Genomic DNA, 13,422 nt, shown 5'->3' on the forward strand with positions numbered 1-13,422 from the left:
TCAGTCCTCCCAGCCGGACGCCAGCAGGCGCTTGGCTTCGTCGACGTTGGACAGATTGGTCTGGGTGCCATCGATCTGGCGGGCACGGGCGGCGGTCATTTGCGAGCCGGTTCTCATCTGCGTGGCCAGTGACTCGCAGTCCTGCAGCATCAGGCCTACCGGGTGGCCCTTCTGGACGTAAAACTGGTTGTTACAGCGCAGGAAGTACGCGGCGACCCCTGGGGCCAACTCTGCGCCAACCCGGTCGACCAGTTGGGAGATCTGACCAGCGATACGCCCGTTCCAGATCGGCCATTCACCGTAACGCTGCCGGTATGTCACGGCGTAGTTCGCCCAGGGCTTGAACGTTTTTGCACCCGGGTTCTTCGGCCCAGGCATGTCCGGCGGGATGGCGCAGCGAGGTTCGTCGGCCCGAACAAGATCGGCGGTCGGCGAGGGGGGCGTAGCTCCCTCGTCGCAATCCGGTTTACTGGATGGTTCAGTGGATGGTTTAAAGGACGGTTCGGGTGACACGGTGTCACCCCGTTCCTGCACAGATGTCACCCCGTTCGTGTCAGGCTGACACCCCGTTCCTGCAAAGATGTCACCCCGTTCAGAGCGGGGTGAACGTCTGTCACCCCGTTTTGGGGTGTCATCGCTCATCACGATGTCGTAGAGAATAGGGCGCTGATCGGAACGCGGAATGTGTGCAGCCACGATTGCCTGATTGCCTTCTCGAATGACGCCTAGCTTCAGAAGATCGGCAATCTTCCGGGTAACAGTGCGTCCAGAAAGGCCGGTGTACTCGGCGAGGGTCTTGTTCGATGGAAAGGCGTGGCGCCCGTACTTATCGGAGTGATTGGCGAGACCGACGAGCACAAAGCGCGCGCCGGAATCGGTGACGATCATCTGGTTCATTGCCCAGGACATAGCTTCGACGCTCATGCGGCACCTTGCATATTGCGTTGCGCCCACAGGCCGGCAATCCAGTTGACGCCCTTGGCTGTGAATTTGGCGGCATTGTAGGCATGCTCGTTAGCCACGCCGGTCTTGACCACAAAGCGGCCTGCATCGATGTGATTCTGGTAGGGCATCCATTCGCCGCCCAGGCGGTACATGACATGGTGGTCTCTCAGGAAGTCTCGGAAGTCGCGCTCGTTGGCGTTGAGCAGCTTGGCCACCTGACGGAATCCCTTGGAGCCAGAATCAGCCGCAACGTATTGATCAACGAACTCGACCGCTGGCCGGGCGGCCTCGGCCGCTTCAAGAGCCTTTTGCTCCGCCTCCCTTGCGTCGGCCCACGCACGCGCCGCCGCAACCGGGTTTGAAAAGTCGGGTAGGGAGGCTGCGCTATTGAGCGCTTCAAGCTCCTGCCATCGGTCAACAAGGCGCGCTGTGAACTCGGGTGAAAGCTGAGCAACGACAATCGTGCTGTCGCGCTTTCCCTGATCACCCGAAAACAGGTAAGCCGACACAGGGCGCCCAGCCGTGGGCTTTTCCACCATCGGTGGTAAAGTGATGACAGCGCGGTTTGCAAGGCGCTCGATCGCTCGCTTTACACTGTCATGACGCGCCTCGACCAGCTCAGCAATTTCCAAGCTGCTCATCGTCGGCTGGACTTTCACTGAAAGATCACTCATAGTTTCCTCACTTCTTGATCTAAAAGCCCGCCACGCTCCCCAGCAAATGGCGGGCTTTTTGTTACTTGACTGCTTTAAGAGCAGCGCCTTTCTTGTGCATCGCTTCAACGCGACGCATTACCGTGTTTCCCATGACCGCCAGCTCTCGGCGAAACGCCTTGATCTCTTCCAGATCGTTGTCGCAAATCTCGCCATCGGCTTTGGCCTGTCGCACCAGGCGAACAAAACCAGCGGCCATGTCATGTTGATCAAGTAGCAGCTCACGGATCTCTCCCTCGATATCGTCAGCCGCTTTCTCGACGGGCGTGGCCACCATGCCGAGGTCTTCCAGCGCACGATCAATACAGCGCAAGTCTTTCAGCGTGCGATTGATGCGGAAGTAGTCAGCCAGGGTGAGGCTTACGCCAGAATCAGGATCGAGCTTTTTGTACAAGCGGCCTTCGGACATATCGAGGTCATGAGCAAGATGCTTAATGCCATACTCAAATGCCGCCTGCCGAAGCCCTGCTGTATATGAATCCATGGGTTAAACTCCTGTTTTGCTTGTCCTCTCAGGTGTTTTTGAGAGTGGCTAAGATAGGGGTGTGGTTAGGCGGCAACAGAGCCGAACACGTCAGGGCGCAGCTGGCTGGCCTTGATTTTTCCCTTGGTGGCTTTCACAACAGCCATCACGCGAGCTGCTGGAACGACCTTCCATTGAGAAATGGCCTGGGAGCTGATTCCAATAGAGCGGGAAAGGGCAACGGGGCCGCCAGCCAGCAGAAGCGCTTTTTGCATTGCTTGTTCCGGGGTCATAGGGAAATCCATGCTTAACGTAGTTGGTCGAAGTGTAAGTCATACTTACCTAGTCGGGCAAGGCATTCTTCCGTTGTCAGACGTAAGCACTGCTTTCAGAATGAGAACAGCAAAACCGCCCAGGGATTACGGTATGACTGAGGATGAAAAGGTAGGGCAGCGTATTACGCGAGCCAGGAAGGAAGCTGGGCTTACACAGCAGCAATTAGCAACCATGCTTGGCGTCTCAAGGCCTGCCGTTGCGCAATGGGAAAAGGGAAAAACAAGCCCGTCAGCTGAGAACCTGCGCAACGTAGCCACCGCGACCGGCAAGCAGCTTATCTATTTCTTTACCGGTTCAGGCGTCAAAACAGATGATTTTGATGAAGCGCCCAAGATGCGGGGCCAGGTGCCGCTGATCAGCTGGGTGCAGGCCGGGGCGTGGACGGAGCCATTTTGTCCTGCGGGTGATGATCTAGAATACTACCCAGCCCCGCCCACTTGCGGCCCTAGGGCGTTTGGCCTGCGCGTGCGCGGCGAATCAATGATCGAAGTGTACCCGCCAGGGACGCTGATCTTCGTCGATCCCGATGTGGACCCGGTATCCGGCGATGACGTAGTTGTTCAGTGTGAGCAGCATGGCGGGGCTGAGGCCACGTTCAAGCGGTACATCATCGAACCAGGTGTTGGCCCCATGCTCAAGGTGCTTAACAAGGATTGGCGTGAGCAGTACATGGACTTCACCGAAGATTGCCGAATTATTGGCGTCGTCATGGCGCAAATGACCCTCCGCAGGCAGTAACCCCCCCCCCTCAAAATAAGCTCAGCTAACCAAGCCCGCCGCCGAGCGGGCTTTTTTTCGCCTCAAGGAAACAATGGCTTACATATTATTTGAAAGATATGCTTACTTTTATATTGACGATAAAGGTAAGTATGGCTTACATTGAGTTCATGGCAACGGCACACAGCAACACGCCCGCCAACGCTCTTTAACAACACGATATGCCTGTCCGTGCGTAGGGGTTAGTAGCCCTGAGACACCGGCAGGAGTACGCCGCCCAGGGCTGTTGAAATGCTGGGACGAGATCGCCGCTTCGAATAGAGGCGGCATTCGGAAGCGGTGCCAGCGCCGGTAGCTTAACAGGCCAGTGAATCTGCGGGCTGGCCGAAGTGCAGTGCTTCACGAATTCAACACAACAACCGCGAACTGGAGGCAAGTATGGGCAGCAATATCGGAAGTCTCTACCAAGCATACGTTGATGCTGGAAAGGAGCGCCAAGAAAAGATGGAGGCTTTCAATCAAGCCTGTCAGAAGCACAAAGAGGCCAAGGCCGCGCTGATGAATGGCGTTGCTGCCGAGGCTGGTGACGACAGCAAGCCATTTACTGAAGGTGACTTTTTCTAGCCGCGATCTTCAAGCTCGATCACGCGCTGGTTCAGATCGTTCATGATCGTGCGCAGCCGGCCAACGCAACGTGCAAGCTCTACTGTTTCCTCACTGTAGTTGCCCGGCGCGCTGGTGATTTTATTCACGGTGGCGACAGTTTCATCCAGTGAGTTTTGAATCGCTTCACGGCTCATTTTGGACATGGTTTTAGCTCCTGGTGTGTGGAAGCCTCAGGATAGCTAAGACGCGGGGCCTGCGATAGTGCCACTCAATGCCTCCGCCTGGGCTGAGAATACAGGCGGCATCGGGGAGTGCTTTGCCGCCACGTGGCTGCTGAAACCCAAGCGCTAGGCGGAAAACGGTGAATCTGAGGGCAGATGCTTAGGCTAAGCCCAAGGATAGCTGCCGCGACTGGATGCGCCGAAACGCAGAACCGGGGCGCTGGTAGAAGATCGCAGAGCGCTCCCCGATGCCCTGCATCAATTCCCCTTATTCGCCCGCACCCAGCGGGCTTCTTTTTGGCATGGCTGCGCATCGTCGCCATGCCCGCGCCGCTTCTGATCCCTGACTCACTGCACTGGCACTGCGAGAGCAGCGAGGCGGCGCGCCCAATTCTGGAGACAACTATGCAACGACCCGAAACCGTCTTGCCGATTACGAAGCGGCAAAGCCGAGCGATCAATGACACCAAGGCCGCGGGCCGCTACCGGCACCGCCTGGCCATCGACTCGAAGCTCGCCGACCAGAAGCTCACCAAACAGCTACGCGAGGTATGGGAATGAACGCAGCACACATTGAGCAGCGCGCCCAGCGCCGCGCTATGGGCTTTGCCGTGGGCGAGCGCCCGCGTATCGGCAGTCGGTTCGATCCGGCCGGGCTGCGCGGCAAGAACGCGGTGCGCATGGCCGAGTATCAGCGCCGCCGCGAGGGCGATCAGGCGCCATTGCAAATCTGGAGGGCTCCATGAAACGACACATCACCATTCAGCTTCGCGCCGAATCCATCTGCGAGTCGATCCACGACGGCGACGCCGAGGGCGTGGCGAAGTTCGCTGCTTATCTCGATGAGGTGGGTGATTTGACGAGCGCCGTGGACGAGCTGACCGCAACTACAACAATCGCCGACATGGTCGCCGCCTATATCAATAAGCCCGGCGGCGAGTCCGTGATGTTCGCCTGGGCCAAGGACGTTGCCGAAGATGAGCAGTTCAGCGTAGAGGAAGACAGGGCAGAAATGCAGGCCAATTGGGCAGCATAAAGAAAGCCCCTTTCGTGCGGCAACACGTCAGGGGCCGGGGGATCTGCAGATGAAGATCATTGGGGAGTATAAACCATGAAACCAATTAGCGAGAAGCCGCGCTTGCGCGTGCCTTCGGGGCGCTATCGCGTGGTCGATAGCGCAGACCACCTCGAGCTGTGGCGCGGTGTCGAGAAGACGCCCACTACGGCGATCCGCGAAGCCAACGTAGATGGCCAGCAGATCACTACGCTGGACGCGATGCACGTCATCGAGCAAGCCACGCGCATGTTCGGCCCTATGGGCATCGGCTGGGGGTATCGAGTCGAGGAAGAGAGGTTCGACCAGGGCGCGCCGGTACTGGACGCCAAGGGGCAGTTGATCGCCAACGAACAGACCCACACTATCCGCCTGGCACTTTGGTACCGCTGGCATGGCGAGCGCGGCGAGGTCACGCAGTTCGGCCATACCCGCTATGTGTACCGCACAAACAAAGGAGCCTGGAAGACCGACGGCGAGGCACCAAAGAAAAGCATCACCGACGCTATCAAGAAGTGCCTGTCGCTTCTCGGTTTCAGCGCTGACGTCTACTACGGCCGGTTCGATAACAAGGACTACACCGAGACGCAGCAGGCGGCGACGCGTATTGCTGTTGCCGAGGATCAAAACGCCGAGCTCGAGAAGTACCGCGCCGAATACGCGGACTGGCTCAAGCGCGAGTGCGACACGCTGCGCGACAAAATCCCCCACCCCAAAAGCATTGAGCTAGCTGCTACCGGCATTCTTAACCGCCTGCCTGACAAAGCCAGCATGGCCCGCGTCGAACCCGACAAAGGCAGGGGCATGATCATCAAGGCCCGCGATGAAGGAATTGCCCGGGTATTCGCCGAGAAGGAGCAGTCCAAGCAACCACAAGAGGTAACGCAAAATGACTAACGCAGCCCCCAACACCGACTACAAAGGCGAACTGGTAGAGCTGGACGCCGTGGAGAAGGCCCTGGCAGGGCTGCGCGAGCAGTACGGCACGGTGCCCGATGTGCGAGCCAAGGACGGCTATGCGCTTTGCAAGAAAGGCGTCCGTGAGCTCACCAGCTACCGGACCAGCACCGACAAGCTGCGCAAGGCGATCACCCAACCTCACCGCGACTTTATCGAGCGCGTGAACGCTTACGGCAAGGACCTCATCGAGAAGCTGCGCGAGATCGAGCAACCGCTCAAGGACGCAAAACAGCGCGAAGACGAGCGCGCAGAGCGCGAGAAGGCTGAGCGCATCGCCAAGCTGCGCCACGCTATCGACGTCAATATCTGGAGTTTTCTGGATACCGCCGAAGGCCTGGACAGCACCGGGCTCGCCGAGCTGCACGACGCGGCGAGCCAGATCGATGTCGACGGCTATTTCGACCTGACGAAAGACGCCCAGGACGCCAAGGCCCAAGTGCTCACGCAGTTGAGCGAGCGGCATGGCCAGGCGCTTGAGCGTGAACGGCTCGCCGCCGACCAGGCGGAGATTGACGCCGAGCGCCGCCGGCTGCGCGAAGCCGCCGAGCAACGCGAAGCAGACCAGCGCGAGCTTGAGGCCCTGCGCCGCGAGAAAGCCGAGCGCGAAGCCGCCGAGGCGCCGGCGCCGAAGCAGCCCCCAGCGCCCAAGCCAGCGCCTCGCCCGGCATCGCAACCCGAGCCACTGCCCGCTGCGGCGGAGGTGGTCACGATCACCTGCACCGAGTACGACCAGTTGCTGGCCGATCAAGCCAAGCTAAATGCATTAGAGCTTGCAGGGGTGAAAAATTGGAATGGATATAAAAAAGCTGTTAGGCAGTTTATAGCTGCCTAACAGTGGCTAAGTCAGCCTTAGTCTTTTTTTATAGGCTGATCAGTCGTGAACTCTACCGTAGTGTTCACAGGATGTGCGCCCAGAACATTCCCAGGTCCATCATATACGACGTACTTAGAGCCCTCTTTTACTACTTTTTCAGCTTTTGGATAGTTGAAGTAGTTGTCTTCGTCGTTTCTGAATGTAGCACCCATGTCAAAGCCCTATCGCAAGTTATTAGTAGGAAAGTCGGGCTCATAAAACTAAATGAGCACCGGAATTTTGACAAGCTCAATTCTTCATGAGGTAACTTCCAATGTCACACCCCACTGATGTGACCAGGTTCCTTGAGGACCTGGACGGCGGCGTATTGGCTGAACGTTTGGGCAAAGTCCTGAGCCACGCAGCAGCGGCCGCGACGAATAACCCGAAGAAGAAAGGCAAGGTGTCGATTGATCTCACTATTGAGAATATCGGCTCCGGCGCCCGGGTCGGTGTTACTCACAAGCTGGCCTTCAAGATTCCGACTGAGCACGGCACGCAGTCGGAAGAGCACACCACCGAAACGGTCATGTGCGTTAACACGGGCGGCGAAATGACGCTCGAGCCCAAGAACCAATTCGACATGATCGGCCACCCCCACCGCGATAAAGACTCGCACCAGGAGAAGCACTGATGTCACTCACGAAAGAAGCCCTGCAGCACATCGAAGCCAGCCACAAGACCGGCACCGAAGCTGCCGATGGCCACGCGCTATTGGTCGGCGATAATTTCACGGTCGTGGACATGGAGAAGTACCAGGACCATCGCCGCCGGTTCCGCGGGAAGTTCCAAACGCAAGGGCTGAAGGATTTCATGGCCTACGTTGGCAACCGCCAAGCTGACGCACCCGTCTTCATTGATCGTGACGCCATGGCCGCCAGCTCTTATCTCGATATCGGCGACGTAACGTTACCCGGGCACTGCGACCATTCGGCGACGCTGCGCCTGCCGAAAACGCCGGAGTTCACCGCCTACTTGCAGGCCAATGACAGCACGCTCGACCAAGAGGAAATGGTCGAGCTCGTTGAGGATTGGGGACACCTGCTGGCCTTCGAGAACAGCAAGGGCGAACCGCTCGAGCGCGGCAAGGTGATTCACGCCTTCCGCAAAGTCAGCCTCGAGGACCTGACCAGCATCGACAGTGAGAAGCAGGAGCACTCGAGCCGAGTAGGTGTAATGAACAGCGTCACGGTCAAGAACGCCGAGCGGTTGCCGGCGGTGATCTACTGGAAGCTCGTGCCATACGAGGGCCTGGCCGAGCGAACCCTGGCGATGCGCGTTTCAAGTAAGACCAAAGGCGGGCCGTCGTTTGGGCTGCGCGCCATCGCGTTGGATGCTGCCAGAGAAGAGATTGCCGCCGAGTTCGCCAAGCTGGTGACGGACGGCTTACCGGAAAGCGAGTGCTTGCTGGGTATCTTTAACCCATAATAAAACAAGGGGCTAGTAGCTAGCCCCTTGTTTTAACTCGATGAATTTTATTTGGTTAGCACTCGAAATGGTGAGTGCGCCCAGTGCGCTCGCCAAAGCATTTGCCGGCACCATATTGACCAAGACCGATGTGGCCACTATCAGTACACCTTTAAACAAATTAGCAAATACCTGTATCGCTATTACCACGCCTCTACCCTCCTTACTGTGACTATCACACAGCTTGCTCGGCTCTATAACGCTTTGTAGAGCAGCACAAAAAATCGCAACCAGCAGAAAAAGTACAGGCAAATACGTTGGCTGTAGAGCTAACACCACCAAATAAAACTCATTGAAAATCATTATATGGGGTCGGATTTACCAATATCAATGGCATGGAGAAAATTATGGCCCGAGGCATTAACAAAGTCATCTTGATTGGCAACCTGGGCCAAGGCCCAGAAGTACGCTTCACCACAGGCGGCACCGCTGTCGCCACTCTCAATATTGCCACCAGTGACAGCTGGCTAGACCGCAGCAGCGGCCAGCGACAGGAGCGCACCGAGTGGCACCGCGTCATCTTATTCAAGAAAACGGCTGAGATTGCACAGCAGTACTTACGAAAAGGCTCGAAGGTCTACATCGAGGGCCGACTGCAAACGCGGAAATGGCAAGACCAGAGTGGGCAAGACCGCTACACCACTGAAATCGTCGCTAACGACATGCAAATGCTGGATAGCGGCGGACAGCAGCAAGCCCCACAGCAAGGCGGATACCAGCAGCCGCCTCAGAATCAACGCCCTCAGCATCATAGCCAGCAGACCAGCAACCACGGCGCGCCTGATCCCGCGCAATACGACGACTTCAACGACGAAATACCGTTCTGAATTACTTACAGCGCAGGGCTTCAACTCTTCTGATCAATCAGAGCCTCTGCATGCTTCCTGCCTATAGCAATTGCGTCATCGCGTGTCTTGGCGCCTTGATCACTGACTTCCCGCTGAGGCGACATCTCACCGTTTTGAAGCTCGATCTGAAACTTCACTAGCCACGGCCCTGGGCGCCCATCTGGCAAATCAATTTGGCGGGTGAAAACAGCATATTGCCTGCGGTTGTGTTCGTTCGCATAAGTCGCGCTCTCATCATTATTTAGCATCGGCATGCCTCCAAAGGGATGGGGTTGTGCTCATCCAATTTAGATGTATTGAAGTAGATCTTCTACCTGTTTTTGGGAGCTTTATGGTTCATTCAAAGTTAATCAAACACTTTCATTTATTCTGTGGCTTAGGCGGTGGGGCCAAGGGCTTCAACCGCGGCCAAGCCCGCGTAGGCAACATGGAAGCACGCTTCCGTTGCATCGGCGGCGTTGACGTAGATGCGGCTGCCATAGCCGACTTCCAGCGCCTGACCGGCGCCCCGGGCACCGTGCTCGATATGTTCGACCGCGACCAGTACCGCACCTTCCACGGTAAAGAGCCGCCCGCCGACTGGCGAGAAGCTACGCCCGCTGATATCCAGGCCGCTGCTGGCGGCGAGTCGCCCAACATAGTCTTTCTGAGCGCACCCTGTAAGGGATTCTCCGGGCTGCTATCGCAGTCGCGCAGTGCCACGCCCAAATACCAGGCGCTGAACCGGCTCACCTTGCGCGGCATGTGGCTGACGCTGGAAGCATTCGCCGACGACCCGCCCGAGCTGATCGTCTTCGAGAACGTGCCGCGCATCGCCAACCGCGGGCGGCCGCTACTCGACCATATTGTGGCCATGCTCGAGCACTACGGTTACCACGTTGCGGAGACTACCCACGATTGTGGCGAGCTGGGTGGTCTGGCTCAGTCTCGCAAGCGTTTCCTGCTGGTGGCCCGCCATGCCGAGAAAGTACCGCCGTTCCTGTATGAGCCAGTGCGCCGCCCGCTACGCGCAGTTGGCGATGTGCTTGGCGAAATGCCGCTGCCAGGTGATGAGTTCGCCGGCGCAATGCACCGCGTGCCGCGCCTGCAGTGGAAAACCTGGGTACGCCTGGCGTTTGTAGAAGCGGGTAGCGATTGGCGGTCGCTGAACAAGCTGGCGGTTGAGGACGGCTATCTGCGCGACTACCTGCTGATGCCCGAGAACCACAACAACGGCTACCTGGGCGTGCACGACTGGCTGGAGACCGCTGGCACTGTCGCTGGAGCCAGCCGACCAGGTAATGGCAAGTTCAGCGTTGCTGATCCGCGCTTTGATCAGTCAGCAAATTGGAAGGACGGCCAGGCCTACGGCGTCCGACGCTGGGACGGCCCAACCGGCGCCATTACCGGCCAGCAGTCGCCTGGCCAGGGGGCTTTCTCCGTTGCTGACCCACGACGCGCTGGACCTGCCTTCGCTAAGTATTCGGTCACAGCCTGGGGCGAGCATAGTGGCACTGTGATATCCGGAAGTACTACAGGTCAGGGCGCCTATGCCGTAGCCGATCCACGGCCCGGTCTCAAGCGTGACAAAGGCGATCCATGGCTACACGCCGGTCACTACGGCGTCGTGCCATGGAGTGCAACGTGCGGCGCAGTATCTGCATCCGCTCGGCAGGATAACGGTTCCTGGTCTGTGGCCGATCCGCGGCTCCCCGAACCCAACGACAAGCTGGTCGCCGTCATCCGCGCGCTCGATGGTACTTGGCACCGGCCTTTCACAACGCTGGAGCTCGCCGCGCTTCAAGGTCTCGTCGATCCCTATGAGCACTTGGAGCTGGAAGGGTTGAGCGACAGCGCTTGGCGCGAACGTATCGGAAATGCTGTTCCAGCGCCGGCGGCCGAGGCCATTGCCAGCGTAATGGGCACCACTCTACTGCTTGCCTGGAGCGGCGAGACATTCGCTCTGGGTGCAACACCTATCTGGGTTCGCCAGGTCGCCGCCGGCTTGTCGCTACATCGACCCTCATACCCGCTTCACTGAGCCGCTGAATAGCGGCTTCTTCATTTCTGGAGAAAGACAATGATGATTCCCGTACACCGCGGCACCCAAGCCGCCCACGAAGCCATGCTCGACGAGCTTTTCAACCAGTTGGTTCAGCGCAACGACGACCTCGAGCACGAGAAACTCGCAGTGCTGGCCGCAAATGATGCACTGGCGGCGCAGAATATCGCGCTGCGCAATGAGCTGGCGGCTATGCGCCAAGAGGTGGCGTGATGAGCGAATTCAAACGAGAAAACCGCTATCTGGTCCTCAAGTATAGCGACTTGCGCCCGGAAGAACTCGAGGCCTTAAGAGCATTCATAGAGACAAACGACCTGCGTTCCCGGAAAGCGGTGGTAATCGAGCACGATTGGCCGATCTACGAGCAGACCTGGGACGCGGTGCAGCGGTTGGCCGAAGGACGCGTTCAGGAATTGGACGAACTTCGAGCGAACGCTCAAGAGCGTGAACGCTTGAAAATGGAGCTATCTTCCGCGCTGAATTACGACGCCTCGAACCCAAGCATGTGCGACCTAGTGGTCGAGGCGCAGCTGCTGAAACAAGAACGTGACGCCGCCTTGCACCGCATCACCGAACTCGAGCAGGCTGAGCGTCTACAAGTTCAGTTGCGCGAGAAGATTCAAGGGGAGCGGGATGCGCTTGCAACACTTACGCAATGGCGCCCGATTGAGCATGCTGACCGAACTACCCAACGCCAAGCGGATAGCCGCGATCTTGAGGCGCCGCCGCGTACTACCTGATACGCCATGCTGGCGATTATCGACACGACTGTTTAGAGACTATGGCCGCCGGTGAGCGGTTTTTTATTGCCTGGAGGCAAGCATGAAAGCACTGGTTACCTACGCCGAGGCGGCTGAAATGCTCAGCGTCTCGCATTGGACAGTACGTCAGATGGTGCGTGAAGGGCGGCTGAACGCCACTGGTGAAGGCAAAGGACGCAGAGTCACGATGGGTAGCATTCGTCGTATCGGAGAGCTTGACGCCGACGCGCTAGACGTAGAGAGTCACAGCGCGCCCGGCGTGCAAAACGGGAAGGGTTTTGTATGCCACATAAAAGAACCGGTTCGCCTTACTGGTGGGCATCGTACAACGACCCAGGCGGCAAACGAGTTAGACGCTCTACTGGGACAGCGGACCTAAACGAAGCAAAAGCGGTAGAAGCGAAGTGGCGAGCCGAATCGCACCAGAGCAAACACTGGGACGTGAAGCAACCACGGAGCTTTGAAGAAGTGATGGTCGAATACCTGCGCGGGTCGGCTCACCTGCGCAGCTTGGAAACCATCAAGTATCAGATCGGCAACCTGCGGCGCTACTTCGGTGGCGTCGAAATAGGAAAGATCAGCGGCGCTGATATCAAAGGCTACATTCGCCACCGCCAGGACCAGGGAAGGGCAAACGCCACGATCAATCGAGAACTTGCCGCTCTATCGTCAGCGATCAACTACTGCAACAAAGAGTGGGAGTGGGGGCTCGACAATCCGGTGAAGGGGAGGCTGACCCGAGAAGCCAGGCACCGGGAGCGGTATTTGACCAGGGGCGAAGTTGGAAGGCTGGTGACCGCAGCAAGACAGCAGAGGCATGGTGACGTACTGGCCGATTTTATCGAGCTGGCCGCGCATACCGGTTGCCGCCGTGGTGAGTTGCTCGGGCTGGAATGGTCACGCGTCAGCCTGGACCCGGGGAAAGAGTCGCTGACGTTGCTCAGCAGTCACACGAAATCGGGCAAGCCACGAACGGTACCGCTGAACAGCGTTGCTCAGGCAGCGGTAAAGAGGAGGCTGGCGTGGCGAGCCGGAAACGTGCCGGGCTGCCCGTGGGTATTTGCTCGAGCAGACGGCGAGCCGGTGAAGTCACTACGGGCAGGATTCGCCCAGGCGGCAAAAAGGGTGCGGCTGGATGATTTACGGATACACGACTTACGTCACACAGCAGCTTCGTGGCTTGTGAGCGACGGGGTTCCGTTAGAGGTAATCAAAGAATTGCTGGGGCATTCGAGCATCACGATGACAGAGCGATATGCGCATTTGGCGCCGCAACGAGTACGCGAAGCCGTCAACAGGCTAAGTCACAATCTGGTCACACAGGATAATCTAGTGAGTATTGGGATAAAGCAAGGAGGGATAAAAAGCTAGGAAAATCAATTGGTGCGGATGGGGAGACTCGAACTCCCACACCTTACGGCACTAGAACCTAAATCT

The 13,422-nt window shown here is 58.0% G+C and carries 21 protein-coding genes; 15 read left to right on the plus strand and 6 right to left on the minus strand.

What is annotated here, in order from left to right:
* The 4 genes from HW452_RS05290 to HW452_RS05305 form a co-directional block, all read right to left on the minus strand.
* Entirely contained in the window at positions 1-924 is a 924-nt protein-coding gene (locus HW452_RS05290) for a helix-turn-helix domain-containing protein (protein ID WP_224105055.1), read from the minus strand.
* Entirely contained in the window at positions 921-1,619 is a 699-nt protein-coding gene (locus tag HW452_RS05295; protein WP_224105056.1) for a phage antirepressor KilAC domain-containing protein, read from the minus strand. Before HW452_RS05295 ends, HW452_RS05290 begins: the two co-directional genes overlap by 4 nt.
* Positions 1,620-1,680: 61 nt before the next feature.
* Positions 1,681-2,142, minus strand: a complete 462-nt coding sequence (locus HW452_RS05300) for a phage regulatory CII family protein (RefSeq protein ID WP_224105057.1) — start codon at positions 2,140-2,142, stop codon at positions 1,681-1,683.
* Positions 2,143-2,207: 65 nt separating this feature from the next.
* Positions 2,208-2,414 carry a transcriptional regulator gene (locus tag HW452_RS05305; RefSeq protein WP_224105058.1) on the minus strand — a complete coding sequence of 69 codons (207 nt, stop codon included), beginning with the start codon at positions 2,412-2,414 and terminating at the stop codon, positions 2,208-2,210.
* A gap of 133 nt (positions 2,415-2,547) precedes the next feature.
* On the opposite strand from HW452_RS05305, the gene HW452_RS05310 reads away from it, so the two are divergent.
* Entirely contained in the window at positions 2,548-3,195 is a 648-nt protein-coding gene (locus HW452_RS05310) for a LexA family protein (protein WP_224105059.1), read from the plus strand.
* Between the two features lie 417 nt (positions 3,196-3,612).
* Positions 3,613-3,798 carry a hypothetical protein gene (locus tag HW452_RS05315; RefSeq protein WP_224105060.1) on the plus strand — a complete coding sequence of 62 codons (186 nt, stop codon included), beginning with the start codon at positions 3,613-3,615 and terminating at the stop codon, positions 3,796-3,798.
* On the opposite strand, the gene HW452_RS05320 is transcribed toward HW452_RS05315, so the two are convergent.
* Positions 3,795-3,983, minus strand: coding sequence for a hypothetical protein (locus HW452_RS05320; RefSeq protein WP_224105061.1), 189 nt, complete (start codon positions 3,981-3,983; stop codon positions 3,795-3,797). The genes HW452_RS05315 and HW452_RS05320 overlap by 4 nt on opposite strands.
* Before the next feature lie 423 nt (positions 3,984-4,406).
* On the opposite strand from HW452_RS05320, the gene HW452_RS05325 reads away from it, so the two are divergent.
* The 8 genes from HW452_RS05325 to ssb all read left to right on the plus strand — a co-directional run bounded on the left by HW452_RS05325 (position 4,407) and on the right by ssb (position 9,162).
* Positions 4,407-4,562: a hypothetical protein gene (locus HW452_RS05325; RefSeq protein WP_224105062.1), complete on the plus strand. Its 156-nt coding sequence runs from the start codon at positions 4,407-4,409 to the stop codon at positions 4,560-4,562.
* Positions 4,559-4,747, plus strand: coding sequence for a hypothetical protein (locus tag HW452_RS05330; protein WP_224105063.1), 189 nt, complete (start codon positions 4,559-4,561; stop codon positions 4,745-4,747). Before HW452_RS05325 ends, HW452_RS05330 begins: the two co-directional genes overlap by 4 nt.
* Entirely contained in the window at positions 4,744-5,037 is a 294-nt protein-coding gene (locus tag HW452_RS05335; protein WP_224105064.1) for a hypothetical protein, read from the plus strand. The genes HW452_RS05330 and HW452_RS05335 overlap by 4 nt, the downstream gene beginning before the upstream one ends.
* A 75-nt stretch (positions 5,038-5,112) precedes the next feature.
* Positions 5,113-5,952 (plus strand): hypothetical protein, encoded by an 840-nt coding sequence (locus HW452_RS05340; protein WP_224105065.1) that lies wholly within the window; start codon positions 5,113-5,115, stop codon positions 5,950-5,952.
* On the plus strand, positions 5,945-6,847 hold the full coding sequence (locus HW452_RS05345) for a hypothetical protein (protein WP_224105066.1): 903 nt from the start codon (positions 5,945-5,947) through the stop codon (positions 6,845-6,847). The genes HW452_RS05340 and HW452_RS05345 overlap by 8 nt, the downstream gene beginning before the upstream one ends.
* 295 nt (positions 6,848-7,142) lie before the next feature.
* Positions 7,143-7,502 (plus strand): hypothetical protein, encoded by a 360-nt coding sequence (locus tag HW452_RS05350; RefSeq protein WP_224105067.1) that lies wholly within the window; start codon positions 7,143-7,145, stop codon positions 7,500-7,502.
* Positions 7,502-8,296: a DUF2303 family protein gene (locus HW452_RS05355; RefSeq protein ID WP_224105068.1), complete on the plus strand. Its 795-nt coding sequence runs from the start codon at positions 7,502-7,504 to the stop codon at positions 8,294-8,296. Before HW452_RS05350 ends, HW452_RS05355 begins: the two co-directional genes overlap by 1 nt.
* A 386-nt stretch (positions 8,297-8,682) precedes the next feature.
* Complete coding sequence (ssb, locus tag HW452_RS05360; RefSeq protein WP_263433547.1) at positions 8,683-9,162, plus strand: single-stranded DNA-binding protein; 480 nt, start codon at positions 8,683-8,685, stop codon at positions 9,160-9,162.
* A gap of 20 nt (positions 9,163-9,182) precedes the next feature.
* On the opposite strand, the gene HW452_RS05365 is transcribed toward ssb, so the two are convergent.
* Positions 9,183-9,431, minus strand: a complete 249-nt coding sequence (locus HW452_RS05365; RefSeq protein ID WP_224105069.1) for a hypothetical protein — start codon at positions 9,429-9,431, stop codon at positions 9,183-9,185.
* A gap of 83 nt (positions 9,432-9,514) precedes the next feature.
* Between HW452_RS05365 and HW452_RS05370 the strand changes: the two genes are divergently transcribed.
* From HW452_RS05370 to HW452_RS05390, 5 genes are all read left to right on the plus strand, one after another.
* Positions 9,515-11,203: a DNA cytosine methyltransferase gene (locus HW452_RS05370; protein ID WP_224105070.1), complete on the plus strand. Its 1,689-nt coding sequence runs from the start codon at positions 9,515-9,517 to the stop codon at positions 11,201-11,203.
* Between the two features lie 39 nt (positions 11,204-11,242).
* Entirely contained in the window at positions 11,243-11,437 is a 195-nt protein-coding gene (locus tag HW452_RS05375; protein ID WP_224105071.1) for a hypothetical protein, read from the plus strand.
* Positions 11,437-11,964: a hypothetical protein gene (locus tag HW452_RS05380; RefSeq protein ID WP_224105072.1), complete on the plus strand. Its 528-nt coding sequence runs from the start codon at positions 11,437-11,439 to the stop codon at positions 11,962-11,964. The genes HW452_RS05375 and HW452_RS05380 overlap by 1 nt, the downstream gene beginning before the upstream one ends.
* Positions 11,965-12,046: 82 nt before the next feature.
* Positions 12,047-12,364 (plus strand): helix-turn-helix domain-containing protein, encoded by a 318-nt coding sequence (locus tag HW452_RS17685; protein WP_224105073.1) that lies wholly within the window; start codon positions 12,047-12,049, stop codon positions 12,362-12,364.
* Positions 12,268-13,356 carry a tyrosine-type recombinase/integrase gene (locus HW452_RS05390; RefSeq protein WP_224105074.1) on the plus strand — a complete coding sequence of 363 codons (1,089 nt, stop codon included), beginning with the start codon at positions 12,268-12,270 and terminating at the stop codon, positions 13,354-13,356. Before HW452_RS17685 ends, HW452_RS05390 begins: the two co-directional genes overlap by 97 nt.
* Positions 13,357-13,422 lie beyond the last annotated feature (66 nt).

Origin of the sequence: Vreelandella aquamarina (assembly GCF_020075495.1) — a bacterium.
Taxonomy (GTDB): domain Bacteria; phylum Pseudomonadota; class Gammaproteobacteria; order Pseudomonadales; family Halomonadaceae; genus Vreelandella; species Vreelandella aquamarina_A.